Origin of the sequence: Shewanella sp. MTB7 (assembly GCF_027571385.1) — a bacterium.
Taxonomy (GTDB): Bacteria; Pseudomonadota; Gammaproteobacteria; order Enterobacterales; family Shewanellaceae; genus Shewanella.
In genome coordinates, this window is the sequence record NZ_CP085636.1 from 1,903,707 (window position 1) to 1,927,575 (window position 23,869).

Here is a 23,869-nt window from a genome sequence, read left to right on the forward strand (position 1 = left end):
ATATGTTGACCAAGTCGTTACGGATGGATTATGCGTGACCGGTTTGACTCGACAGCTGCCAGATATCAAAGCCAAGGGATTCGGTCGCTCGTTGCCATCTTTTATCAAAACTAATATCAAACAGTAACTCTTTTGTCGCAGGAGTAGAAAGCCAAGTGTTATCGGCGAGTTCTTGCTCGAGTTGATCTCGACCCCAACCAGCGTAGCCAAGAGCAACGATAAAATTTTCAGGGGCGGCATTACTGCCTAATGCGGTCAGTACGTCTCTAGAGGTTGTCAGCATAATCTCATCGGTTAAACGTTGACTATTGTTCCAGTTAGACTGAGGAGTGTGCAATACAAACCCCCGCTCTGGATTTACTGGCCCGCCATTGAGTACGGTTGAGCCTAGTGAGATCACTGAATCAGATTCATCATCGAGTTGCATCTGCTTTAATAGTTCGTTGACATCGATACCTATCGGCCGATTAATCATTATTCCCATGGCCCCTTTTTCATCATGTTCGCAAAGATAGATCACAGCGCGTTCAAAAAAAGTATCCTCAAGAGAGGGCATAGCGATTAACAAGTGATTTTGTAAACTGTCCATCTTTAGCTCCACAAAGGGATATTCAGGGTGTATTAACTTATCCACCAGCTAGTTTTACTTGGTAGTTTAGTTTTTCAAGTATGGTTTTAAGTTGTTCTCTATTGTCGGTTTGAACTTCAATATTAAACTCTTTAACCGTACCACCACAGCCACATTGTTTTTTAAGTTTTTGAGCTAAGGTTTTGAGTTCTTTTTCATTTAATCCTAAGCCTTTGATTATAGCTACACCTTTGCCTTTTCGACCTTTACTGTCTTTATGGATCCTGACAATACCATCGCCTATTGGCGTTTCTTGGGTCTCTTTTTCAGGGGCTATACGGCCAATATCGGTACTATAGACAAGTGTTGTGTTTGAATCTTTTTGCATGGGAGAGTAATTAATTAGCGACAATTAGACCGAGTTTAACAAAATGGTGAAACTTGTGGGAGTCAATCGCGAAGTTTAAAAGCAAAAAAGACCATGGGATGTGGTCTGGTACCTAAGACAACCTTGGAAATATAGGGTTCAGTAGGAACTTAGTGTGCTTAAACTAACTGTTCAAAGTCCCTATGATGATAGAGATCACTGTGATGAGAGCACAAGGGATCATAAATTTGTGAAATTTTGCTAAGACTATTGTACAAGCTGTCAGCACAAATCCGAATGAGGCCGCTGCATAGCTATTAGTTCCCTCTTGAAAAACCGTGAAGAGTAACCAGAGTAGAACAACTCCAAGTAAAATGAACAGACCTATATGTCCTAAGCTATCTTTGTTTGAGTTGGCTATGGTTTGTGTTGTGACATTTGCTGGGGTAAATTTGTACACTCCGGTCGCAATAATGAAAGCAGCAATAAACCAAAGCATTTGTAATCCTTTAAATTTAGTAATTGATAACCATTATCATTTGCATTAAGGGCTGAGTCAAGTTGAAATGGAACTGTTATGTCAATAAAATTGAGTTGTAAAAGATAACATTGCTAGATGGGATACAAATGTATTAATATATTTCACTTCATAGGATTTGACGAGGTTAACATGAAAAATGTTCAGTTAATTTTAGCAGTATTGTCACTAAGTGCGCTTAGCGCGTGTAGCTCAATGAGATCAAGTTCGGACTACGATCCGGCAATTAATTTCAGCGATATTAAAACTTTTGCTTGGGTTGAACAGAAATCTCAAGACAACAGTTACCATTTAGATGGCTTGATGGACCAACGTGTACGAGCAGCTGTAGATAAGCAGCTTGCACTTAAAGGCCTTAAGCTTACTAATGCTGAAACTGCCGATGTGCTAGTCAATTATTTAACTAAGGTCGATAAGAAGATTAATGTCGATACTTTTAATACTAACTATGGTTATAACCCCTATGGATATGGTTACAACCCATATGGTTATGGCTATGGTTGGGGCATGAGTCGTTCAATGAATACGCAAACTACGGTTCGTGAATATGAAGTTGGTACATTAATTTTAGATATGATCGATAGAGAGTCTGGCAGGTTAATTTGGCGTGGTACCGTTACAGATACCATTCGAAATGAAAATACACCAGGTGAGCGTGTAGGAATTGTTAATGAAGCTGTCTCTTCCATGCTAATGGACTATCCTCCTAAGCCAACGGCTAAATAGTGAGCTAGATTCATTCAATACAGTGTATAGGCGACCCCGTAAAGGTCGCCTTTTTTGTTGGTTATCAAGAGAAGATAAATAGTGTGTGACCGCCAATCTAGACTAAAGTCGAGCATCTAATAGCTTGTACTGAATGATACTCTCAAACCTCTTATATCAATCAGTATTATTTAAAAGCAGACTCAGAGAGAGCTTTTCCTGATACCTGTTTATAATTATTAGCTTATGTCAATTTAAGGTGGCCTTGTGGATCAGTTTTTAAATCAGTGGTTTAGTGAATATAACAAGGGTGAAGGGGTAGTTAAAAGTTCACTTTCGACTCAAACGCAGTCTCATTGGCGTGCCTTGTTAGATGAAGTTAAGTTAGGCAAGCTTAGTGATTGGCAGAAAACTCCGCCAGGTAGGATGTCGTTAATTTTACTTATGGGCCCAGTAGCACATTTACTGGCTGATAGTGAAGTGAATGAATTAAACCGACGTGCTAGAGATTTGTGTATACAAGGTGTCGATTTAGGTTTTGATACTCAGCTCGATCTTGTACAGCGCCGTTGTTTTTACGATCCACTTTTCTATTCTTCAGTGAATAAAGATAGAGAGTTACTGATCCGCCTGCTTGAAGGGATGGAGTCCCAAGTTGACGTTCCGGAAAAAACAGTGTGGTCTACTTGGTATGCACAAGCCTCTTTGCTTAATTCATAAGTGAAATTTCAGGTTTGAATGGTATTATTTTCAAACCTGTATTCCTTTCGTTCATTCACATCTTAAGCAGTCGTCGCAGTATGGTTCGTAAAGCATCGTTGGCTGCAAGCTGCACTGCGCTATGCTGTATTACATCGACATTTGCCTGCCAGCCCAGCTGTTCAAATTGTACCGGTACTTTACACAGTGTATTCGTTTCTAGCGCCTCTATAGCTAAGTGAAGAGGCAGTAAAGCCCAGCCAAATCCAGATTTAGCCAATTCCAATAAGACATAGTAATTATCAGCATACCAGACATCGGGTGAGTGGGCTTGGTTGAACCAAGTAACTTTTGAACCTACAGAGCTTATGACCAATTGTCTATGTAGCTTTAGGATATCAATGTGATTTGAACTCTCTTGAGCTAAAGGGTGAAGGGGACTGACCATGAGTTCAAATTCAACGGTTCCCAATGTTTCGAAGTCGATAGATTCTGGATATAAGTTGTCACTAAATACTAAGCCTGAAGTTGCCCTTTTATCTATAACAAGTTGGATGACATCTTGGCTCGAAGCGCAGAGAAACTCAAGCTCCAGCTCAGGGTAGGCTTGTTCAAGTTCAGGTAGTAACTTGATAAGGTTGGTATAGGGGATCCCTTCATCTATGGCTAGAGTGAGTTTAATTATTTCATCGGATTCTAGAGTATTGATTTGTTGGGAAAGTCGATGGTGTTGAGCGATCACGGCTTTAGCTTGTGGTAATAATTTTTGACCTCTAGCTGTTAATGTTGGATAACGACTCGATCGATCAAATAACTGAAACCCAGCATCTATCTCCATATTCATGATGTTTTGACTGACGGCTGACTGCACTTTACCTAGCTTGCGTGCCGCAGCTGAAAATGAACCGGATTCGACGGTAGCGACAAATGACGTGAGTTGCTCAATAGAAGGCATATCAGTAAAGCTGATGGTATGTGATTATCAATTATCATATATAGAGATGATAATGACTGCAAGTTACTTATTGGAGTCTAAGGTATGCAAACTAAAGAGAGAGTGTTTCACGCGATTATATTTGAGCTAATAGCGTTAGCTATCCTTATTCCGGCAGCCGCTATGTTTAGCAGTAAAGATGCGTCTTCCTTGATAGTTGTTGGTGTTGGCTTAAGTTTATATGCTGTAGTCTGGAATTATTTTTACAATATTTGGTTTGATAAACAGTTTGGTAGCGAGCGGGCAAGCAGAAGTTTATCGTTAAGAATAGGCCATACACTTGGATTCGAGTCTGGGATTATCTTTATTACAGTGCCATTGATTGCTTGGTTTCTAGGTATCAGTTTAGGGGCGGCGCTATTAATGGAAGCCGCTTTTCTTATCTTTTTCTTCTTTTATGCCATCATATTTAATTGGTGTTATGACAACATACGAAGCCGTCTGGTAGCGGGGTAAACTAGGGGATCTAAGCCATTATTTACTTTAACTGTTTATCTGAGCTTTTTTGGGTGTTTTATACTAGCTGTTTACGAATTTGCCAGAAGGTTATAAAATGGTTGCAATTCGTGAGGGTAATGTTGGGAATTGTCTATTTTACTTCCATGAGCTATATAGGGTTCATATAGGATTAATTCTTAGTGTGAAAACTTAAGTTAGTGGGTAGTTATGATAAAGCGTTCTGATGTGAGTTTTATAGTATCTGTAGGATTCCTATTAAGTTTTACTGCTTCGACGTGGGCTTGGGCAGATATGGATGGTGATGGGGTTCCTGATGTTAAGGATGCTTGTCCGCGAACAAAGGCAGATGTATTGGTCGATTCCACGGGCTGTAGCGGACTAGACGTGATTGATCGAGTTTGTTTACTGACTCTGGATAATAAGCTTTACCCAGAGACTTGTACTCAAGTAACTCCTTTGGTGCTGAATTTCGAGTTTGCTAAGGTTGATGTCATGTTTACTCAGTGGCAAGTGTTTACTCGTATTAAGTCTTTCTTATTACTGCATGATGTAAACCTCTGCTTACTGGGTCATACGGATTCAATGGGCGGTGAAGCGGGTAATATGCAGTTATCTTACTTACGAGCCTTAAACGTTAAGCAGATCTTAGTTGATGATTTAGGGTTTGATTCTGAACGTTTTGTTGTTAAAGGGATGGCTGATACTAGGCCAATCGCAAGTAATGACTTGCCCGAAGGGAGAGCTATGAACCGTAGGGTAGAACTGTTTGTCGAATTAGATTAATGCCTGTTATTTTTACAGATAATTATCAATCTGTTGTTTTGAATTAATTCATTAGTCGTATCTGATTAATGAATTTAAAATTAATAAGCCAAACTTTATTTGGCTAATTTGAGGGAGTAAATAAATGGAAAACTTGGAAGGTTTGTTTGAACAAGCACCAGATCTTATCGTGACATATGGCATGAAAGTGCTCTTAGCTATTGTCATTTTTGTTGTCGGTAAATACTTAGCTGGATTAGCTAAAAAGATAACCTGTAAGCTGTTACTTAAGAAAAAAATCGATGAGACAGTCGCCTCTTTCGTCGGGAATATGGCTTGGGGACTGGTACTAGTATTTACCATAGTGGCCACATTAGGTCAGGTCGGTATTCAAACTGCATCTTTGGTCGCTGTAATCGGTGCGGCGGGTTTAGCTGTGGGCCTTGCGCTTCAAGGATCACTGTCTAATTTTGCTTCAGGCGTCTTGATGGTGTTGTTCCGACCTTGCCGTGTAGGTGATTATGTTGAAGCGGCTGGTATTGCTGGTACAGTTAGTGAGATCACTATCTTTTCGACTAAGTTACTTACGCCTGATAATAAGCTCATTATTGCGCCAAATTCTGCAATGATGGACGGTACGATTATTAATTATTCAGCGATGGATACGCGTCGAGTCGATCTGGTCATTGGTGTCTCTTACGATGCTAATTTGGCTGATACTAAGAATATTTTGACTAAGATCGTTGAGAATAACCAGTATGTCTTAAAGGATCCTGTTTACACAATTGCCGTCTCTGAATTAGCGGACTCTTCTGTGAACTTTGTCGTACGTCCTTGGGTAAAAGGCAGTGATTACTGGCCAGCCTATTTTGAACTGCTAGAGCAGATTAAAATAGCCCTAGATGAAGCGAATATAGGTATTCCATATCCTCAAATGGATCTTCATGTGAAGGAAGCTCCAGCAGTATAATCCAATTGAGTTATCTGTTATGAGACACAAAAAGGTCGGCAATAGCCGACCTTTTTGTGTCTGGAGCGTTTAAAATTTTGGAGGTCAAAACATTTATGAGAATTACCATGGATAGAGCATCAGCTATGCAAGCATTTAATGTGAGGCACCATCGTGGCCATGCTCATATTGGTAGTCGAATTTAGGCATTCCCCAGCGAAATTTAATCGCTAACATTCTGAAGCTGAAGCCAAAGGATAGACAGATGGCTAAGTTAATCCATTCTGCCACTTCAAAAGACTTAAGACCGACATAGAGTGCCGCAGTGAGTAGTGCGACTAAAGCGTAAAGCTCTTTCTTAAAAATAAGTGGAACTTGATTACATAAGATATCGCGGATAACACCACCAAATACGCCAGTTACAAGCCCCATTACCACAGCCACAACTGGACCAAAACCTAACATTAAGGTTTTCTGTGCGCCTATGATAGAGAACACTGCTAATCCTAATGCATCGATAGCAAGAAACAACTTAGATAAGTAACGCATCACCGGGGCAATCAACACAGTTAGTAGCGATGCGAGCGCGATGGCAATGAGGTAGTGCACATTTTCAACCCAGATTAATGGGTAATTACCTAACATCATGTCGCGAAGGGTCCCACCGCCTATAGCAGTGGCGCAGCCAATAATGACCACACCAAATAGATCCATCTGTTTTTTTCCAGCAGCTAACGCACCAGTCATCGCTTCAGCAATGATACCGATAAGCCAGAGTAGGCTGATAAATTGAACTTCTTGCATTGAAATAGCCATCCTGAAAAAAGAGAGGGGATTTTGCATGAAAAAATGAAAAAACAAAATAGACATTTATTATTTATTTTGATTAGTTTATCTAATGATTTAAATAATAAATTATGCTTACATCTCTTTTGTTGTTAAGTTGTGACGTTGTTTATTGATAGATATACTAATCTTAACTACTTTATTGTTGTTTAAATCGTTGTTTGGCTGGTATTTTTATCTTAAAGTTTGATTTTGACTAATATGATGAACATGTTAAGCATCAGCTCTTTTAACGCTGGTACAGTGTTAGCAGTAAGGTTAGTATGCCTGTTCTTGAAAGATATTAACTCTTGTGAAGTGAGCTTATGATAGATTTTCGTAGCGATACCGTGACCATGCCAACGTCAGCAATGCGCAAGGCGATGGCCAATGCTGAAGTGGGCGACGATGTGTATGGTGATGACCCTTCGGTAAACCATTTAGAGGCAATGTCAGCCGAAATGTATGGTTTCGATGCTGCGCTTTTTACCTCTTCAGGTACTCAAGCTAACTTGTTAGCCTTAATGTCCCATTGTGAACGTGGGGATGAATATCTCTGTGGTCAACAAGCCCACAATTATAAGTTTGAAGGGGGAGGTGCGGCTGTACTTGGGAGTATCCAACCTCAGCCTTTGAATAATCAGGCAGATGGTTCTATCTTACTTTCAGAGATTAAAGCGGCGATAAAGCCCGATGATATTCATTTTGCTAAGACAAGGCTTCTTAGCCTAGAGAACACTATTGGGGGTAAGGTGCTTCCTCAAGAGTATTTGGCTCAAGCACAAACGTTAGCGTTCGATAATAAGTTGAAAATACATTTGGATGGCGCTCGTGTCGCTAATGCTGCAGTGGCGCAGAATATTGCGATTAGTGATATTACTCAGTATTTTGATTCAGTTTCTATCTGTCTATCTAAGGGATTATGTGCACCAGTAGGATCTATCTTATTAGGAGATGACCGCTTAATTGGTAAAGCTAGACGCTGGCGTAAAATGCTCGGCGGTGGAATGCGTCAAGCAGGGATTCTAGCTGCTGCGGCAAGTTTGGCTATAACAGATCAAGTTGAGCGTTTAGCTATCGATCATGATAATGCTCGTTATCTTGCTGAGCAACTCGCGAATGTAGATGAGTTAAGTGTCGATCTCTCTTTAGTGCAAACAAATATGGTCTATGTTCAGGTCGCCTCTGGAGTTGATGTTACTGTTCTTGCCGCTAAATTGAAAACAAATGGCATACTCATCAGTCCAAGTGCAACAGTCCGTTTAGTGACACATGCTGATATTAGTCGCCAAGATATCGATATCTTTATTACTGAGCTTAAACGTCACTTAATGTCATAAGTAAGCTGACGTTAATAAAGAAAAGTCTGCATCTGCAGACTTTTTTTGTTTGCGACTTCTAACGCTAATGTGAATGCCCACCATGATGTTTACCGTCTGAAATCGAGTTGCCATTACTGTCATAGAAGCCTAAACCTCCATGTTGGATAAAACCTTGAATGATCATTTTAGCGATAAAAGGGTCGGACTCACTGTCGCCGACGTCAGCAAAATCTAAGTCGTTGTACCCTTGGGTCAGCGCATTAACCTCTACATTGGTGATAGGGCTTGCTTCAACTAAGCGATAGGTGATGTTTCCTTGTCCCTGTTTTAATGTGAACTCGTAGGGAAGGTTGAGTGAATCTATCCATCTTAGCAAGATTTCGTGTCCGGCTTGTTGGCCTAAATAATGGCTCACTTGGAAACAGGAAACCTGACTGATTTCACCTCTCTTCAGTTGAGACTTTACCTTTGGCGATACTAAGTGAAATTGCTGCGCGAGGTCGTAGTTTATATTGAGCGAACGCAGATCGCTTGGTCGATAGGTAATAGAGCGGAGCTCTTGTGGGAAGTAACGGATATACTCACCTAAGCGATTCCAAGCTTCGAATGTGGTTGGTGAACGTTTATAGATCACTTGTTGTTGATTCTTTATCAACTGGATTTGTTGTATTGATGCCGCTCCATCTATTCCATTTGATCTCACTATGTCATAGCGCACATCAATACTGATTGGATCTAAATTGTCACAGATAAATGAGGTGGCTTTGGTATTGATTTGCTGTAACGTCTCACTATCTGAATGGGCAAAGCTGGTTTGGCTTATGACAAGTAAAAGGGCCGTAATAAGCAAAGAGTATTTCATAGAAACTCCACAGTGTTAATGTAAGGTTACTCAAAGATATTGAGTAACCTTAAGTTGGTATAGTTAGATTGAGACTTATTGAGCTGCTTCTGCTTTTACTACTAAATTAGCGGCGTGATTAATGACATGGAAAATATGGTTTTGCTCAACCGTACCCTGTATTAAGTGGGCCCCCGGGCCACTCGCAAATATTGCCACATCTTCACCAGCATGGGTTTCGCTCGACAGAGGGATAAGGGCTTCTTGATGAAAACCTGCGTTTTGAGTATCAACATAGTTAAGGTCAATCCGTCCAGCCTCTATAGGATAACCGTAACGCTCATCGCCGCCAGTGCTTAAGTTGGCGTATCCACGGCCATTAGTGTAACCAAGGGTGGTATAAGGTAAGCCATTACTGTCGGTTGAGTGAGTCACTCCAGCTAGACCCGATGAGTCATTGCCCTTAACTAGGCCAAGTATTGGATTGCCTCGTGTCGGGTAACCCGCAATGGTAAATACATGACTGTGATCGGCCGTGACCATCAATAGAGTATCCTTGCTTGAGGTTTTCTCCATGGCGACACGCACAGCTTCAGACAGTGCTATGGTGTCGTATAGGGCTCTTGCAGCATTGCCAGCATGGTGTGCATGGTCGATACGTCCCGCTTCGACAATGAGTACAAACCCTTTGTCATTCTTCTTTAGAATATCAATAGTTTTAGCTGTCATCTCTGCCAGTGAAGGTTCACCTTCTACGCCATCGAGAGTACGGTCAAAGTCATACTCCATATGGGATGAATTGAATAGACCAAGCGCATGGTCAGTGGTGGCTGGATCTATTGCTAAAAAACTATCTCTGTCTTCGACATAAGTTGAATTGGTATATTTTGCTGTCCACTCACTGGTGAGGTTACGGCCATCAAGACGTTTACCGTTTTTACCTTCGGCGTCAGTCAAGGTATTGGGGATAAAGGCGCGGCGCCCTCCGCCCATTACCACATTGATACCGCTGCCATAGCTAAAATCGATAAGTTGACTGGCGATATCTTTACAACCGTGAGTGACCGCTTCTGCAGGTAGGTCGGCATCACTCTCCCAATTACGTTCAGGTGTATGGGCATAAGTTGCCGCAGGCGTTGCATGAGTAATACGCGCCGTAGTAACGACACCCGTAGACAGGCCAGCTATCGCAGCAAGCTCCAATGAGGTCACTAGGTTTTGACCTGAAGTTGATGCACAGTTGCCACGAGTGACACCTTCGGCTTGAGATATGACACCCACATCGGTTTTAACGCCGGTAACCATGGCTGTCATGGTGCCAGCAGAATCTGGTGTTTGTCCGTCAACATTGTAGGTCTTAGTTAATCCTAGATGCGGCAAGGTTTCAAAAGACAGCGAGTTCTCTTCACCTGTTTGACCTTTTAGTTGACCATCGAGAATGCGCGCAGCAGTGACTGTTGATACACCCATACCGTCACCAACGAACAGGATGATGTTTTTGGCAGCGCCGGCTTCATTATTAACTGACGTGCCGGAAGTCTTAGCTACTTGGCGTTGGCCGTCTATGTACCATTCATTGACAGCCGTCCAGTCTTTACCATCGTTGCCATTATTACCCTTGCTGCCGTTATCACCGTCACCGCCACATGCAGCTAGACCAAAGATTGCAGCCATAGAGAGTACTAGAAGTTTCTTATTCATTTGTTGCTCCAAAATTGAGTACTGTTTGACTAGTATTTCGTGCCGTCAAGTGACTGGGCTTGATTGATGATATGGAAGATAACGTTCTGCTCGATAACCCCTTGCACAAGATGTGACCCCGGACCTGTGGCATGTAAGCTAATATCTTCACCTGCGTGAGTTTCGCTGCCCATTGGCACTAAGGCTTGTTGCATAAAGTTTTTATTCAGAGTATCGACAGAGCTGAGATCGTCGCGCTGTCCAATCACAGCCCCGGGGCCATTGGTGTAGCCTAATGTGGTGTAAGGTTTACCATCATCAGCAGTGGCAACATTGCCATCGACATTGTGCACCAAGCCTAAGATAGGGTTACCACGTTTAGGGTAGCCAGCGATGGTGAAAACATGGCTGTGATCTGCAGTGACCATGATTAAGGTGTCATCAGGATTTGTGTTATCAACCGCAGCCTGAACTGCATTTGATAGCTCAACCGTGTCCATTAAGGCACGATAAGCATTGCCCGCATGGTGGGCATGATCGATTCGACCCGACTCAACAATCAGGAGATAACCTTGGTCGTTCTTTTTTAAGATATCGATAGACTTAGTGGTCATCTCAGTTAATGAGGGCTCACCTGCTGCATCATCCAATCTGTCAGCTTCGTACTCCATATGAGAGGAGTTAAATAGACCGAGTAAATGATCCGTTGAGGCTGTGTCGATGGCATCAAAGCCAGCTTTATCCCACACGTAGGTGGCATTACTGTTGTTTTCAGTCCAGCTCTTTGTCAGATCGATACCATCGCTTCGTCTGCCCTTTTTGTCTTCACCATCTGTGACTGTGTCGGGAATAAAGTTACGGCGTCCACCACCTAGTGCGACAGAAAGTGCATTGGCTTCATCGCGCATCACCAGTTGATAGGCGATATCTTTACACTCATTAGCAACAGCTTCAGTTGGCAGGTTGCTGTTAGCTTCCCAGTTACGCTCAGGTGTATTTGAGTAGGTAGCGGCAGGCGTTGCATGGGTAATACGTGCGGTGCTGACAACTCCGGTAGAGAGGCCTTTAGCATTGGCTAGATCGATTAAGGTAATCAGTTCATTGCCTTTAGATGACAAACAGTTTGCACGTAGGCTAGTGTCGGAGACTGATAAGACGCCTGCTTTAGATTTAACACCAGTAGCAATGGCCGTCATGGTGCCTGCTGAGTCTGGGGTTTGTTGATTGGTGTTGTAAGTCTTTACTAACGCTGTATTGGGGAACAGCTCAAAGCTTAGAAAGTTCTCTTCTCCGCCCATGTTGCCTTGCTTCTGCTGCCCTTGAAAGATACGTGCAGCTGTTAAGGTTGAGATCCCCATACCATCACCCACAAAAAGAATGACATTTTTTGCCTTATCTTTGTTCTCTTGTTGTGTTTTTTTGACAAGATTAAGGGCACTGGATATAAACCATTCGCTGTCTGTTTGATTCGAGGGCAGTACGGCAGCATTGGCTGCCATCGTTACAGTTATAGTCACTAAGCTGCATGAAACCAGCGCAGCTATATTTTTCATATTCATCACTATCATCACCCTTATATTATTGAGGTCTGTTTTTGAGCCCAGTTAGTTAACGTGACGATAATCGGATATATATATGACGATGAGAGGACAAAGTGATGGCAGTTTTGTGACATAGAATATTACGCATTTAAGTGAAGCATTCATGTAGGCATGAAGTTGATTAGCATCATCATGGTATCTACTCATTAATATGACTCGCCCTCAATATTGAAATGAACTGACGATTAGAAGTTCTAACCTTAGCTGTGTATCAAAACCTGCGATAATATAAGGAGTGAATAAAATAAGTATAATATGCTAAAATCGCTGCGATTTTAATTTTAGCCTTAACGTTAACCTCTCCTAAATAAATTTAATTACTTCTATGAGAAAACCGTTTGTTCGTCCCAACGATTTATCGAATAAATTTAAGCTAAGAAATTTAAAGATTGTCTTGCTTAACCCTGCCCACCTTAGTAAAGAAGCGATTGGTTTTATCTCATGCCTGCTTTTGGCATCAATTTTTCTACTGTTTCCTGAAACTGCAGTGACCTTAGCGGCCAGCATCTCTGATCACGCAATCAAGGAGTTTGGTTTAGGGTTTATTGTGTTCCCCTCGCTGTTGGTGATTTTGTCACTTATTATCGCCTGCACCCCATTTGGTAAGGTGAGGTTAGGGGGCAAAGATGAAAAACCAGAGTTTGGTTTTCTCAGCTGGACGGCGATGTTGTTTGCTGCGGGTATGGGCTCAGGTCTTATTTTCTGGGGAGTGGCCGAACCTATCGTTCATTTTGCACATCCGCCAGCATTTGTGGCTGATACTTCATTGGTTTCAAATGTCGAAAATGCCAAAGATACAGCCTTGGCGCTGACTTATTTCCATTGGGGAGTGCATGCGTGGGCTGTCTACGCAATTTCAGGTCTAGTGATGGCCTGGTTTGCTTTTAATCGCTCAAGGAGCATGACTATTTCGGCGAGTTTTACCGATAAAGCCAAGGGGGGCAAATTTCAAGTGTTTGACTTTCTGGCTGTCATCGCCGTGATCTTTGGTGTTGCCGGAACCTTAGCCAATACCATCGCTTTGGTGCAAAGTGGTCTACAGCACTTAGTGCCTTGGGACATAGCTGGTTTGATATTTCGTTTAGTCCTGCTATTTGCGATTGCTTTGGCCTTTACTGTCTCTTCGACATTAGGGCTAGAGAAGGGCATTAAACAGATGAGTATTTTTAACTTACTGTTTGTCATTGCTATGCTCGTAGTCATCATTAGCTTGGTGGATCCTTTTGAGCTGGTGAGTACAGTGATCACCTCAACGGCCAGCTATTTAAGTTTACTCCCTTATCTGTCATTTTCTATCGACCCCGAGTCTCGCTCTTGGAGTGAGGACTGGAGTATTATTTACTTTGTTTGGTGGATAGCATGGGCACCTTTTGTGGGGCCATTTATTGCAAGGATTAGTAAAGGCCGCAGTGTGCGTCAATATTTACTTTGCACCATATTTGTCCCAACGATTACTACCATTATCTGGTTTAGCGCGTTCGGTGGCAGTGTGTTTGAGATGAGTATTCTGAATGATGTGATTGCAGCCACCAATAAAGATGTCACCTATGGTCTGTTTACCTTCTTTGAACATCTACCCTACGGCAACATATTGGCTTTGTGTGCGATTCTATTGTTGGTGACCTTTGTTATCACCAGTGCAGATTCTGCAATATTCGTCAGTGGTATGCTGACAAACAGTAACAAATTGCGCTCTAAATTGATGTGGAGCTTAACGTTAGTGGCGATCACTACAGCGTTAATATTGAAAAACGATATCAACCTCAATAAACAGATAGCCATATTAGGTGCTGTGCCATTTACGCTCATTTTACTGGCACAGACCTGTATTTTAATTAGAGAGGTGATAACCCATAAAAGGTACTGATGAGTCAGGTATAACAGATTAAGCAGACTGTTTGGCGTGATACCTTACTGTTTCCAGCTTACTCGCTGGGCTTGTTGAGCCATATGGCGAATAGAGTCGTAGTCACTGTCTTCATTTTTAGTGAAGTGAGATATCAGCACTGAGTCTAATATCTTACGACCTAATGGGTCTTGGTCCATGGTTAACATGGCCTGTCTCAGTGCTTGACGGATTGTTTGTGGAACTTGCTTTGAGATGATGAATGGTGGAAAGCCACTTGGTCCTAAGGTATCGATGATTCGAATCTTGGACTTTAACAAGGGATCTCTGGCTAGCTCTAATTCTAAAACCCAACTGTCGATGGCCGAAGCATCCACTAGACCATTAAGTAGCATCATAAGTGATTGCTGATGAGCACCAGATTCAATAATCTTACCCAAGTAGCTGCTATCCATTCCTTGTGCAGCCAGATGGCTTCTCATCAAATAGCTGCCTGAATGCGAGTTTGGCTCATTGTACGCCCAACTAGCGCCTTGAAGGTCAGCAAAGGTTTGTATGTGGCTGTTAATGGGAACCACAATGTCTGAATAATATACGGCCTGGTTTCGGTAACGGCTGGCTTTAAGTACGGGAGTGGCCAGTAGTTCAATATCACTATCGGGTTTATCAGCTTTCCAGGCGTAAGGCAGGCCGCAGATCCAGCAGATCTCTATCTCACCATTATCGAATCTTTGCTCTCTTTCTTGCCAACTGAGACCTAGGATGGGCTCTATAGAAAGCTGTAACTTAACCGATAGGTACTCGGTTAACGTGTTAACAAAAGGATCGGCGTTGCCCGCCATGCATGAGGTTAATTTTAACGTGTTCATTAGCTTAATCTTTTGTGCTTAGATCGTCATTTATAGATTTAACCGCGTCACGAGAGGCGTGACCGATAGCCTTAGTGACATCTCGGGTGGCGTGACCAATTTCGGTGGTGACTTCCTTGGTGCTTTGACCTATGGCTTTGCCAGTCTCTGTTAATTCAGCACAAGCAGATAGGTTAAAGATAACAGCAAATGTGAATATCAGATTCAATGTTTTTGTCATCATTTTTATTTCAGTGGGGAGTTAGTGGTGTAGATATTATACCAATCTTACTTTATCTGTGAGTAAAAATAGGGTGAAATGGTTTGCTATATTTTAATAGGGAAAGAGGTAAACCGCCTCTGCGTAGAGACGGTATTATAACTTTAAGAAATAAATGAATGCAGTTATAGAAATCAAGGTTAAACGTCAGCTATTTTATTACCATAATCCTCAATAAGATACTGCATTATCTCTTGGACAGAGGTGTCTTTAGTTTCATCGCCCATATAAATCTTAAACGTCACTATGGCGTGACCATCGCCTTTGAGTCGACTGGTTTGCATTGAGAAATAGGCACTTTCAGTGTCGGCTTCACGGACAACAAAACCATCTACTTCTAAAACTCGGTGGCCAGAACGATCATGCCATTTAGTCAGTCTATTTAAACCTATCTCACATGATTGATTGAATTCAACATGGTTTTGCCACGTTGTAGGGTGAGCGGGATCCTTTATGTGCGGGCATCGAACTGTATAGTTGTAAACATGAGAAATTGCTGTCATATGCTACCTACCTTTATGTGCGGATACTAATGCCATCATAGGCATTGCTTTTATGTTCGGTCAACTCTTAATTCGTCTTTACTTATTTCGAATATAGCTTGTTAAGACGTGTCCTCTATAAGCTGGTCTACTTCTTTTTTAACATGAGTTAATTGACGATATCCATGTGCTAGATCTCATTTTAGGTGATTGCTTTCTGCTTGGTTAATAAAGCGACAACTAATAAAAGGTTTTACGTTAATTATGCCCGATATTAAGGCGGTTGATGGCTTTTAACTGGTGCAATCTGTTGTTTTTGTGAAATAAATTTGTAAAGCAGTGTTAAAGGTATTGTTATCTTAGTATAATTTTCTAGGTTAATTATACGTTTACTCAATCTACCGGAGGCCTAAATGGTTGCTCGAACCGTTTCAACATTAAAGTGGTGCTTATTTCTCGTTTTGGGATTGCAGTTAACGGCCTGCGGTGAAGTGTCTGCACCGAAGCAAGCTATGTTACCGAGTGTGATTGTCAATACCGCTAAAACTGAAGAGATCCAATCTAAGACAGAGATAGTGGGTCGTACTCATGCGTCTGAAGATGTGATCATAAAATCTCAAATACAGGGACAGTTATTAAAGCGTGCTTTTGTTGAAGGTGATGATATCAACAAAGGTGATTTATTATTTGAAATAGATCCAGCCACTTATGCCGCTGAACTTGCTCAACATAAGGCAGTATTAAAACAAGCCTTCGCCTCACGTGACGTGGCAGTGATGAATTGGGAGCGAGGTCGTCGATTGTTGCCTGATGGCATGATAAGTGCGCAAGATATGGATGAGTTGACCACACGTAAATTGACCACTGCTGCAGGTGTTGTTCAGGCTGAGGCCGCAGTTCAAGGGGCTGAGTTGCAACTCAGTTATACCAGCATATATGCCCCAATCTCGGGTCGTATAAGCAATGCTAAAGTGAGTACCGGAGACATCATCAGCTCTAACTCTGAGATGGCAAGTTTAGTCCAACTCCAACCTATGTGGGTCAATTTTCAAGTTGCTGAGAAAGCGCTGATCAATGCCCGTGAGAATTTTGCAAAAGCAGCACAGAAAGAGATTGAAATTTCAGATATCGTCATTAGCTTGCGTCTTCCTAACGGCAGCCTTTTTTCTGAAACAGGCTATGTGGACTTTGTCAGTAACCGAGTCGATGCAGCGACAGGCACCTTGCCTATTCGTGCAACATTTAAAAATGAAGGCAAGCTGATGCTGCCAGGCATGTTTGTGACCCTAATCATTGAATCACCTGTCAAAGAAAATGCACTGCTTATCCCCCAGTCTGCTGTTCAGGAAGATCAACAGGGCCGTTTTGTGATGGTGTTAAATGATAAAGATGAAGTTGAAAAACGTATCGTTGAGTTAGGTGAGCGATTTGGTATTGATTGGCGCGTATTAAGTGGTCTTAAAGACGGTGAACGAATCGTGGTTGATGGGTTACAGAAAATTCGTCCAGGCATTCAGGTGAAGGCGGTTGAGCAAGAGATCATCCCTTTTAAAGAGTCTGCATCGGCTCCTCAATAGTCATCTATCAAGATAAGGTTACATCATGATTAGTGAATTTTTTATTGGCTCGGACTTAAGTTTGTCATTGTTTAGAGCTGCATTGGGATTAAAGGTGACAGGGGAATGTCATGATTAGTGAATTTTTTATCAATAGACCGAAGTTTGCTTTTGTCATTGCGATAGTGCTGACGATTGTAGGTCTTATCTCCATTCCTATTTTGTCGGTGTCAGAATTTCCGGAGATCGCTCCACCACAGATTAACGTTTCGACCAGTTATTCCGGTGCCAGTGCCAATATTGTTAAAGATACCATAGCTCAGCCGATTGAAGCTGAAGTCAACGGTGTTGAAGGCATGCTCTATATGCAGTCAAAGAGTGCCAATGATGGCAGCTACTCTTTGAGCGTGACGTTCGAGGTGGGTACAGATCCTGATATGGCTCAGGTTAAAGTACAGAACCGTGTTCAGCAGGCGATGCCAAGGCTGCCCGAAGAAGTAAAGCGTCAGGGCGTTAACGTAGAAAAGCAGAGTGCTAATATCTTGATGGTGGTGAACCTAGTGTCCCCCAATGAGACTTTTGATTCCCTGTTTATTACTAACTATGCGGGGTTGAATGTAACCGATGCGCTAGCACGTCAAGATGGTGTGTCTAAGGTTCAGGTGATTGGTTCGCTCGATTATGCGATCCGAATCTGGCTTGATCCTAACAAGATGGCGAGCTTGGGCGTGACCGCCAAAGATGTCATTGGTGCGCTGCAGGAGCAAAATATCCAAGTGGCAGCGGGCCGTATTGGCGCTGCTCCTGTGGATCCTGAACAACAGTTTCAGTACACACTCCAGACCAAGGGACGCTTGAAAGATCCTAAAGAGTTTAGGGATGTCATGATCCGCGCCAACAACGATGGTTCGAAAGTGATTGTTGGCGATGTGGCTCGTGTTGAATTGGGCTCTCAGACTTATGATGCACAAGGTAAGTTAAATAATAAGCCGTCGGCGATTATCGCTATTTATCAATCTCCGGATGCTAATGCACTTGATGTTGGTGAAGCGGTTAAAGCTGAGATGGCTAATCTGGCTGAGAGGTTTCCACAAGATCTTGATTACGAGGTGTTATACGACACCACTGAGTTTGTTGAAACGTCAATTGATGAAGTTGTGCAAACCCTGTTTATCTCGGTCGCACTGGTGGTCTTTGTGGTGTTTATCTTCTTGCAGGATGTTCGTTCAACACTTATTCCTGCCATTGCGATCCCAGTCTCCTTGATTGGTACTTTTGCCTTCTTGCTCGCCTTCGGGATGAGCATAAATACCGTTTCGTTATTCGCACTGATCTTAGCGATTGGTATTGTGGTGGATGACGCGATTGTGGTGGTCGAGAACGTTACGCGTCTAATGCAAGATGAGGGGCTTTCACCGAAAGATGCCACCATTAAAGCGATGAAAGAGGTGACCGGTCCCGTTATTGCGACCACCTTAGTCTTGCTGGCAGTGTTTGCGCCGACTGCGGTGATGCCTGGTATAACGGGCCAGATGTATGCTCAGTTCTCTGTCACTATCTGTATCTCAGTACTTATCTCATCAATCAATGCGTTGACCCTCAGTCCGGCGCTGTGTGCGTCGCTGTTACGACCACCGAAAAAGCACACTAAAGGTTTCCATGGAACCTTTAATAAATACTTTGAACGTGTGACAGGTAAATATATGTGGTTGGTTTCATCACTGACCCGTAAGCTTGGCTTAGTCTTAGTTGTTTATGCCTGTTTGATTGCGGCTACGGGAGGGATTGCGAAAATCTTGCCATCGGGTTTTGTTCCTATGGAAGATAAGAAAGCCTTCATGGTTGATATTCAGCTTCCTGATGGCGCATCTTTGAACCGTACAGAAGCGGTGATGAAGGAACTTGTTGAGCTGACGTTAGCTGAGCCGGGTGTTGAGAACGTTATTCATGCCAGTGGTTTTAGTATTCTGTCTGGTTCAGTGTCTTCTAATGGCGGCTTGATGATTGTTTCTCTCTCTTCATGGGATGAGCGAGACACGCCTGATATGGTCGAATCTGCCATTGTGGCTAAGTTGCAGGCTAAATATTTGGCGAATCCGTCGGTGAAGGCGATGGCGTTCTCACTGCCTCCTATTCCCGGTGTTGGTAGTGTGGGTGGCTTTGAGTTTGTACTGCAAGATACGCAAGGACGGACACCTCAAGAACTTGCTTCTGTGATGCGCGCTTTGATTATGAAAGCCAATGAGCAGCCTGAGATCGCCATGGCATTTAGTAATTTTCGCGCCGATGTTCCACAGATGTATGTGGATGTCGACAGGGATAAAGCGAAGGCGCTTGGGATATCGCTTAATGAAATATTTACCACTATGCAGACGATGTTAGGGTCTATGTATGTTAATGACTTCAATCGCTTCGGCAAAGTGTTTAGGGTTATTTTGCAAGCTGAAGGAGAGTTCCGTAATTCGGATCAAGATATCTCTAAGTTCTATGTGCGCTCTAACACTGAGGAGATGGTGCCGTTAAGTACGTTAGTTAAGGTGACGCCTATTCTAGGTCCTGATGTGATGAACTCTTACAATATGTTCAACTCCACGACCATTAATGGGTTTCCGGCAGATGGCTTTAGCTCAGGAGACGCTATCACAGCGATGGAAAGAGCGGCAAATGAAACGCTTCCTAGTGGTTACACTTTTGAATGGACGGGGCAAACCTATCAGGAAATTAAGGCCGGCAACTTAGCGCCATTGATTTTTGGATTGGCACTCATATTTACTTATCTATTCCTAGTGGCTCAGTATGAGAGTTGGACTATTCCATTTGCGGTTATTTTGGCTGTGCCTATTGCGGTATTAGGTGCATTTTTAAATATCTTGCTGGTGGGCTCAGATCTGAACCTTTATGCACAAATTGGTTTGGTGCTGCTGATTGGTCTTGCCTGTAAGAATGCTATTTTGATAGTAGAGTTTGCTAAACAGCTAAGAGAAGAGGGTAAGAGTATTCTCGATGCGGGGGAGACGGCTGCAAGGTTACGTTTCCGCGCTGTATTAATGACAGCATTCTCTTTCTTGCTTGGGGTTCTGCCTCTGGTGCTTGCTAGTGGTGCAGGTGCGGGCAGTCGTCGCGCGCTAGGTTACTCCGTATTTGGCGGTATGTTAGCCGCGACGATAGTAGGGACTCTGTTAGTACCAGTGTTCTACGTTATGATGCAGACCATGAGAGAGAAGTTCAAAGGTGAGCCTAAAGGACAATAGTGGCTGTTAAACTGATTTATTAGGGTTAGATTCAAGTAAGAAGATGCAAGTAAATCAGTGAAAGGGCTCGCTAAGTTGGCGAGCCTTTTTATTTCTCAGTCATAATGATACCAATCGGTATAAGAAAGTGATCTACTCAGAGTTTTTTTGGCAAACTAATTCAAGATGAATGGATGACAGAATGGTTACTCCCTTGTGAGGTCATTCAACGCAGAAATAGGCAGCCAAAAACACTCCTTACAGGCGAGTTTTAGCGCATCTGATGCTGTGTTAACGAGCTTAAACGTAGAGCAACTATGTTCCTCACTCGTTGCCTTGCCTCAAAAGCACTAAGATCTCGCTGAGCGATCACATCTTTATACCGATTGGTATTAATCATGAAATTCGACCTTTCAGAAATGCTTGAATGTACGATAGTGCAGCATGTGAGAATTTAAATGACTAAATACCAATTAATACTCTCTGTTGATGTTTACAAATAAAGAAATCGTGATACTATACTCATCGCTCTGTTGTAAGAGTTATTAAAGATAAGAATTAAGTAAAAGTAGAACCCTCAGTCAGATCTTCGCAAGTTTGTCTCGGTAGTGTGTTTCCCTTAGCTTCATCGTAATACTTAATAATTCAGCTTCTTAGCACATCGCATTTCAGCGATACTTTTTAATGAATTTATATAAGGGACACAAAATGTCTAATTCAACTACTGGTACTGTAAAATGGTTTAACGAAGAGAAAGGTTTCGGATTTATTTCTCAAGAGAATGGCGGCGCTGACGTTTTCGTTCATTTCCGTGCTATCAACTCAGATGGTTTCAAGACTCTTGCTGAAGGTCAGAAAGTATCTTTTGAAGTTGAGCAAGGTCAAAAAGGCCTTCAAGCTGCAAACGTAGTACCTATGTAATCTAGATTTTTCTAGACTATAAAAATTAAGACTACCTAAGGGTGGTCTTTTTTTTGTCTGGAATATTTATGCCTAACCACCATAGATGATAAAGATTAGGGATTGCCTAAAGTTTATCAATTATCACAGTGGTAGGCATTGGAATATAAAAAAGCCGAAGACTATTAAATAGTCTTCGGCTTTTTAGCTTGCTAATTCTTTGCAGGGAAATAGCGAACTAAGGCAGCTTACAACAGATGTATCACGGTGTGCTAGTGATTTGTCTGTTCGTTTTGATTTTTACAGTGTAAATATTAGCTGTAATCTTACCGATTAAGTTTAAGTTGCTACTGAATTAGTCGTTGGTAATTTACCTTGTTTGTTTAAATGTAACGTAATTTTCAGATTATAGTGCATTAGTAAAAATTTGGCAGATCTCTTCATGTGTCGCTTGTTTAGGGTTGGTAAAACCACAAGCATCTTTAAGCGCATTTTCAGCCAGAGTTGGAATATCTTTAGCCTTCACGCCTAATTTGGTTAAATTCTCAGGGATCTTTACTGCAACCGCCAGAGCTTTAATCGCTTCAATCGCAGCATTTGCACCTTGAGCATTGTCCATATCTGTAACATCAACGCCCATGGCTTTTGCTACATCTGTTAGGCGTTCTGCTGAGACCTGTGCATTGTATTGCTGAACGTGTGGCAACAATAATGCATTACATACCCCATGTGGTAAGTCATAAAAACCACCAAGTTGATGCGCCATAGCATGGACATACCCTAGACTTGCGTTATTAAATGCCATTCCTGCTAAAAATTGAGCATAGGCCATCTGCTCACGAGCATCGATATTCTGGCCATTATTAACAGCTTCAATTAAATGACCATGAATTAGCTCAATGGCCTTAATGGCACAGGCATCAGTAATCGGGTTGGCTGCAATTGAAACATAAGCTTCTATTGCGTGAGTGAGTGCATCCATCCCCGTTGCTGCTGTTAAACCAGCAGGCTTTGCCAACATGAGCTCGGGATCATTGACCGATAAAATTGGGGTTGTGTGTTTATCGACAATCGCCATCTTAATGTGACGACTTTCATCTGTAATAATACAAAAGCGGGTCATTTCACTTGCTGTGCCTGCAGTAGTATTAATAGCAACTAGCGGCAGTTGAGGTTTAGTTGAGACATCTAGCCCCTCATAGTCCTTGATGCTGCCGCCATTAGTGGCAACGAGTGCGATACCTTTTGCACAGTCATGGGGAGAGCCGCCACCTAAGGAGACAACAAAGTCACAACCATTGGCATTAAGTAGTGCTAATCCAGCTTCAACATTGCCCATGGTTGGGTTGGGTTGAACGCCGTCGAATACTGTTGAGATAATCCCTGCCGCACCGAGTTTTTCGGTGACTTGTCCAACGAGTCCAATTTCAACCAAAGGTTTGTCGGTCACGATTAATGCATGTCGAAATCCTAGTGTTTTAATATCTCCAATAGCTTCATCAACCGCATTTTGACCTAAGACGTTTACTGATGGGATAAAAAATTTAGCAGCCATAAATCCACCTTTTATATTTGAATATTTAAAATTGTAATAATTTATGGTAACTAAAGTACCAATCTTGGTTTACTAAAGGTGTGATCTACTTCTGAAAAATAACGGGAAACGTTTAGGGATTATCTTAAAATCAGATCCGGACTACTAAATTGGTTTTTTTATGACAACAAAACGGAATTTACACACTACTTTTAGAATGTGTATTAGGTTTATTGGTGAGATCATTGATAGTGAATGTGGAGGGCCTAGTCGTTAATCCGTTGTTGACTAGGCAATGTATAGATGAACTTAGTGGACGGTTTGATGACTGAATCTTAAGTGCTTTGAGTCTTTTATCAGGCGGATAAAGTCATCTCTGTTGATACGTAACAAGCTGTGGTGATCGCCTGCTTCTAGGTAAAGCTCTTTAGATTGAATCAGTAAGTCATCATAAACGGCTTCCATATTATAGGCGTTACCAAAAGGGGGAATCGCTCCTTTTTCACAATCTTCGAACATCTGATAGACGGTCTGCTCGTTCATAAGGTGTAGTTCTCGATTTAGTTTCTCTCCTAGCGATCCTAAGCTGATCTTATGATTGGCCAATAACACCGCCATCACTTTTCGTCCTTCGTGATCTTCTAAAATCACAGCTTTAGCTATTTGAGCAGGAGAAATCTTTGCCGCGATTGCCGAGCCAATTGAGCTGAAGCTATGAGAGTGAGAGATGAGATCAAAGTTCACCTCGTTATGGTTTAAGTATTCGTTTAAACGTACAGAAATAGTCATGGTTTAACCTCATAAAGACAGTATGACCTAACAATTATAGTCGCTTTTGCATCAATTCGATCTCGTTACGGCTATTTTTACAAGTGTATATTGG

The 23,869-nt window shown here is 42.2% G+C and carries 23 protein-coding genes; 10 read left to right on the plus strand and 13 right to left on the minus strand.

The annotated features are described in order from the left end of the window. Window positions 1-28: 28 nt before the first annotated feature. The 3 genes from HWQ47_RS07990 to HWQ47_RS08000 all read right to left on the minus strand — a co-directional run bounded on the left by HWQ47_RS07990 (window position 29) and on the right by HWQ47_RS08000 (window position 1,434). Complete coding sequence (locus tag HWQ47_RS07990) at window positions 29-589, minus strand: YqgE/AlgH family protein (protein WP_269970629.1); 561 nt, start codon at window positions 587-589, stop codon at window positions 29-31. Between the two features lie 37 nt (window positions 590-626). Beyond that, on the minus strand, window positions 627-956 hold the full coding sequence (gene yciH, locus HWQ47_RS07995) for a stress response translation initiation inhibitor YciH (RefSeq protein WP_269970630.1): 330 nt from the start codon (window positions 954-956) through the stop codon (window positions 627-629). Between the two features lie 163 nt (window positions 957-1,119). Further along, a complete protein-coding gene (locus HWQ47_RS08000) occupies window positions 1,120-1,434 on the minus strand; it encodes a hypothetical protein (protein WP_269970631.1) in 315 nt (104 codons plus the stop codon). A gap of 171 nt (window positions 1,435-1,605) precedes the next feature. Here HWQ47_RS08000 and HWQ47_RS08005 point away from each other — a divergent pair, with 171 nt between their 5' ends. Both HWQ47_RS08005 and HWQ47_RS08010 read left to right on the plus strand, forming a co-directional pair. Continuing rightward, window positions 1,606-2,199 (plus strand): DUF4136 domain-containing protein, encoded by a 594-nt coding sequence (locus HWQ47_RS08005; protein WP_269970632.1) that lies wholly within the window; start codon window positions 1,606-1,608, stop codon window positions 2,197-2,199. A 246-nt stretch (window positions 2,200-2,445) separates the two neighbouring features. Further along, window positions 2,446-2,898 carry a DUF924 family protein gene (locus HWQ47_RS08010; RefSeq protein ID WP_269970633.1) on the plus strand — a complete coding sequence of 151 codons (453 nt, stop codon included), beginning with the start codon at window positions 2,446-2,448 and terminating at the stop codon, window positions 2,896-2,898. Window positions 2,899-2,953: 55 nt separating this feature from the next. Here HWQ47_RS08010 and HWQ47_RS08015 read toward each other — a convergent pair whose 3' ends face one another. Beyond that, complete coding sequence (locus tag HWQ47_RS08015) at window positions 2,954-3,832, minus strand: LysR family transcriptional regulator (RefSeq protein WP_269970634.1); 879 nt, start codon at window positions 3,830-3,832, stop codon at window positions 2,954-2,956. Between the two features lie 84 nt (window positions 3,833-3,916). On the opposite strand from HWQ47_RS08015, the gene HWQ47_RS08020 reads away from it, so the two are divergent. The 3 genes from HWQ47_RS08020 (at window position 3,917) to HWQ47_RS08030 (ending at window position 6,062) form a co-directional block, all read left to right on the plus strand. Further along, window positions 3,917-4,327, plus strand: coding sequence for a PACE efflux transporter (locus HWQ47_RS08020; protein WP_269970635.1), 411 nt, complete (start codon window positions 3,917-3,919; stop codon window positions 4,325-4,327). 210 nt (window positions 4,328-4,537) lie between these two features. Next, window positions 4,538-5,113, plus strand: coding sequence for an OmpA family protein (locus tag HWQ47_RS08025; RefSeq protein ID WP_269970636.1), 576 nt, complete (start codon window positions 4,538-4,540; stop codon window positions 5,111-5,113). A 124-nt stretch (window positions 5,114-5,237) separates the two neighbouring features. Next, window positions 5,238-6,062, plus strand: a complete 825-nt coding sequence (locus tag HWQ47_RS08030) for a mechanosensitive ion channel family protein (protein ID WP_269970637.1) — start codon at window positions 5,238-5,240, stop codon at window positions 6,060-6,062. Window positions 6,063-6,197: 135 nt separating this feature from the next. Here the strand turns inward: HWQ47_RS08030 and HWQ47_RS08035 are convergent, their stop codons facing one another. Further along, window positions 6,198-6,845, minus strand: coding sequence for a trimeric intracellular cation channel family protein (locus HWQ47_RS08035; protein WP_269970638.1), 648 nt, complete (start codon window positions 6,843-6,845; stop codon window positions 6,198-6,200). A 347-nt stretch (window positions 6,846-7,192) separates the two neighbouring features. Here HWQ47_RS08035 and ltaE point away from each other — a divergent pair, with 347 nt between their 5' ends. Further along, complete coding sequence (gene ltaE / locus HWQ47_RS08040) at window positions 7,193-8,206, plus strand: low-specificity L-threonine aldolase (RefSeq protein WP_269970639.1); 1,014 nt, start codon at window positions 7,193-7,195, stop codon at window positions 8,204-8,206. 64 nt (window positions 8,207-8,270) lie between these two features. Here the strand turns inward: ltaE and HWQ47_RS08045 are convergent, their stop codons facing one another. The 3 genes from HWQ47_RS08045 to HWQ47_RS08055 all read right to left on the minus strand — a co-directional run bounded on the left by HWQ47_RS08045 (window position 8,271) and on the right by HWQ47_RS08055 (window position 12,268). Then, on the minus strand, window positions 8,271-9,050 hold the full coding sequence (locus HWQ47_RS08045) for a hypothetical protein (protein WP_269970640.1): 780 nt from the start codon (window positions 9,048-9,050) through the stop codon (window positions 8,271-8,273). A 75-nt stretch (window positions 9,051-9,125) separates the two neighbouring features. Beyond that, entirely contained in the window at window positions 9,126-10,730 is a 1,605-nt protein-coding gene (locus HWQ47_RS08050) for an alkaline phosphatase (RefSeq protein ID WP_269970641.1), read from the minus strand. 29 nt (window positions 10,731-10,759) lie between these two features. Continuing rightward, window positions 10,760-12,268 (minus strand): alkaline phosphatase, encoded by a 1,509-nt coding sequence (locus HWQ47_RS08055; RefSeq protein ID WP_269970642.1) that lies wholly within the window; start codon window positions 12,266-12,268, stop codon window positions 10,760-10,762. Window positions 12,269-12,635: 367 nt separating this feature from the next. Here HWQ47_RS08055 and HWQ47_RS08060 point away from each other — a divergent pair, with 367 nt between their 5' ends. Further along, the gene (locus HWQ47_RS08060; protein ID WP_269970643.1) at window positions 12,636-14,177 is read left to right on the plus strand and encodes a BCCT family transporter; all 1,542 of its coding nucleotides are present in this window, start codon (window positions 12,636-12,638) and stop codon (window positions 14,175-14,177) included. Between the two features lie 44 nt (window positions 14,178-14,221). On the opposite strand, the gene HWQ47_RS08065 is transcribed toward HWQ47_RS08060, so the two are convergent. The 3 genes from HWQ47_RS08065 to HWQ47_RS08075 form a co-directional block, all read right to left on the minus strand. Then, window positions 14,222-15,025, minus strand: a complete 804-nt coding sequence (locus HWQ47_RS08065; protein ID WP_269970644.1) for a phosphate/phosphite/phosphonate ABC transporter substrate-binding protein — start codon at window positions 15,023-15,025, stop codon at window positions 14,222-14,224. A gap of 4 nt (window positions 15,026-15,029) precedes the next feature. Further along, window positions 15,030-15,245 (minus strand): hypothetical protein, encoded by a 216-nt coding sequence (locus tag HWQ47_RS08070; RefSeq protein ID WP_269971696.1) that lies wholly within the window; start codon window positions 15,243-15,245, stop codon window positions 15,030-15,032. Between the two features lie 179 nt (window positions 15,246-15,424). Then, window positions 15,425-15,787, minus strand: coding sequence for a cytoplasmic protein (locus tag HWQ47_RS08075; RefSeq protein WP_269970645.1), 363 nt, complete (start codon window positions 15,785-15,787; stop codon window positions 15,425-15,427). A 392-nt stretch (window positions 15,788-16,179) separates the two neighbouring features. Here HWQ47_RS08075 and HWQ47_RS08080 point away from each other — a divergent pair, with 392 nt between their 5' ends. From HWQ47_RS08080 to cspE, 3 genes are all read left to right on the plus strand, one after another. Beyond that, window positions 16,180-17,343, plus strand: a complete 1,164-nt coding sequence (locus tag HWQ47_RS08080; RefSeq protein ID WP_269970646.1) for an efflux RND transporter periplasmic adaptor subunit — start codon at window positions 16,180-16,182, stop codon at window positions 17,341-17,343. A gap of 110 nt (window positions 17,344-17,453) precedes the next feature. Then, window positions 17,454-20,573, plus strand: a complete 3,120-nt coding sequence (locus HWQ47_RS08085) for an efflux RND transporter permease subunit (RefSeq protein WP_269970647.1) — start codon at window positions 17,454-17,456, stop codon at window positions 20,571-20,573. Window positions 20,574-21,260: 687 nt separating this feature from the next. After that, window positions 21,261-21,473 (plus strand): transcription antiterminator/RNA stability regulator CspE, encoded by a 213-nt coding sequence (cspE, locus tag HWQ47_RS08090; RefSeq protein WP_144040931.1) that lies wholly within the window; start codon window positions 21,261-21,263, stop codon window positions 21,471-21,473. Between the two features lie 385 nt (window positions 21,474-21,858). Here cspE and yiaY read toward each other — a convergent pair whose 3' ends face one another. Together yiaY and HWQ47_RS08100 are read right to left on the minus strand one after the other, a co-directional pair. Beyond that, on the minus strand, window positions 21,859-23,007 hold the full coding sequence (gene yiaY / locus HWQ47_RS08095) for an L-threonine dehydrogenase (protein WP_269970648.1): 1,149 nt from the start codon (window positions 23,005-23,007) through the stop codon (window positions 21,859-21,861). A gap of 288 nt (window positions 23,008-23,295) precedes the next feature. Then, window positions 23,296-23,775, minus strand: coding sequence for a YbaK/EbsC family protein (locus tag HWQ47_RS08100; protein ID WP_269970649.1), 480 nt, complete (start codon window positions 23,773-23,775; stop codon window positions 23,296-23,298). Between the last annotated feature and the right edge of the window lie 94 nt (window positions 23,776-23,869).

Bases quoted from the DNA above. Each gene is read 5' to 3' on its own strand.
- HWQ47_RS07990 (WP_269970629.1), bottom strand. From the start codon at position 589: ATGGACAGTTTACAAAATCACTTGTTAATCGCTATGCCCTCTCTTGAG.
- HWQ47_RS08085 (WP_269970647.1), top strand. From the start codon at position 17,454: ATGATTAGTGAATTTTTTATCAATAGACCGAAGTTTGCTTTTGTCATT.
- yiaY (WP_269970648.1), bottom strand. From the start codon at position 23,007: ATGGCTGCTAAATTTTTTATCCCATCAGTAAACGTCTTAGGTCAAAAT.
- HWQ47_RS08075 (WP_269970645.1), bottom strand. From the start codon at position 15,787: ATGACAGCAATTTCTCATGTTTACAACTATACAGTTCGATGCCCGCAC.
- HWQ47_RS08065 (WP_269970644.1), bottom strand. From the start codon at position 15,025: ATGAACACGTTAAAATTAACCTCATGCATGGCGGGCAACGCCGATCCT.
- HWQ47_RS08070 (WP_269971696.1), bottom strand. From the start codon at position 15,245: ATGACAAAAACATTGAATCTGATATTCACATTTGCTGTTATCTTTAAC.
- HWQ47_RS08050 (WP_269970641.1), bottom strand. From the start codon at position 10,730: ATGAATAAGAAACTTCTAGTACTCTCTATGGCTGCAATCTTTGGTCTA.
- HWQ47_RS08055 (WP_269970642.1), bottom strand. From the start codon at position 12,268: ATGAATATGAAAAATATAGCTGCGCTGGTTTCATGCAGCTTAGTGACT.
- HWQ47_RS08080 (WP_269970646.1), top strand. From the start codon at position 16,180: ATGGTTGCTCGAACCGTTTCAACATTAAAGTGGTGCTTATTTCTCGTT.
- HWQ47_RS08100 (WP_269970649.1), bottom strand. From the start codon at position 23,775: ATGACTATTTCTGTACGTTTAAACGAATACTTAAACCATAACGAGGTG.
- HWQ47_RS08020 (WP_269970635.1), top strand. From the start codon at position 3,917: ATGCAAACTAAAGAGAGAGTGTTTCACGCGATTATATTTGAGCTAATA.
- yciH (WP_269970630.1), bottom strand. From the start codon at position 956: ATGCAAAAAGATTCAAACACAACACTTGTCTATAGTACCGATATTGGC.
- HWQ47_RS08000 (WP_269970631.1), bottom strand. From the start codon at position 1,434: ATGCTTTGGTTTATTGCTGCTTTCATTATTGCGACCGGAGTGTACAAA.
- HWQ47_RS08060 (WP_269970643.1), top strand. From the start codon at position 12,636: ATGAGAAAACCGTTTGTTCGTCCCAACGATTTATCGAATAAATTTAAG.
- HWQ47_RS08030 (WP_269970637.1), top strand. From the start codon at position 5,238: ATGGAAAACTTGGAAGGTTTGTTTGAACAAGCACCAGATCTTATCGTG.
- HWQ47_RS08045 (WP_269970640.1), bottom strand. From the start codon at position 9,050: ATGAAATACTCTTTGCTTATTACGGCCCTTTTACTTGTCATAAGCCAA.
- ltaE (WP_269970639.1), top strand. From the start codon at position 7,193: ATGATAGATTTTCGTAGCGATACCGTGACCATGCCAACGTCAGCAATG.
- HWQ47_RS08015 (WP_269970634.1), bottom strand. From the start codon at position 3,832: ATGCCTTCTATTGAGCAACTCACGTCATTTGTCGCTACCGTCGAATCC.
- cspE (WP_144040931.1), top strand. From the start codon at position 21,261: ATGTCTAATTCAACTACTGGTACTGTAAAATGGTTTAACGAAGAGAAA.
- HWQ47_RS08005 (WP_269970632.1), top strand. From the start codon at position 1,606: ATGAAAAATGTTCAGTTAATTTTAGCAGTATTGTCACTAAGTGCGCTT.
- HWQ47_RS08025 (WP_269970636.1), top strand. From the start codon at position 4,538: ATGATAAAGCGTTCTGATGTGAGTTTTATAGTATCTGTAGGATTCCTA.
- HWQ47_RS08035 (WP_269970638.1), bottom strand. From the start codon at position 6,845: ATGCAAGAAGTTCAATTTATCAGCCTACTCTGGCTTATCGGTATCATT.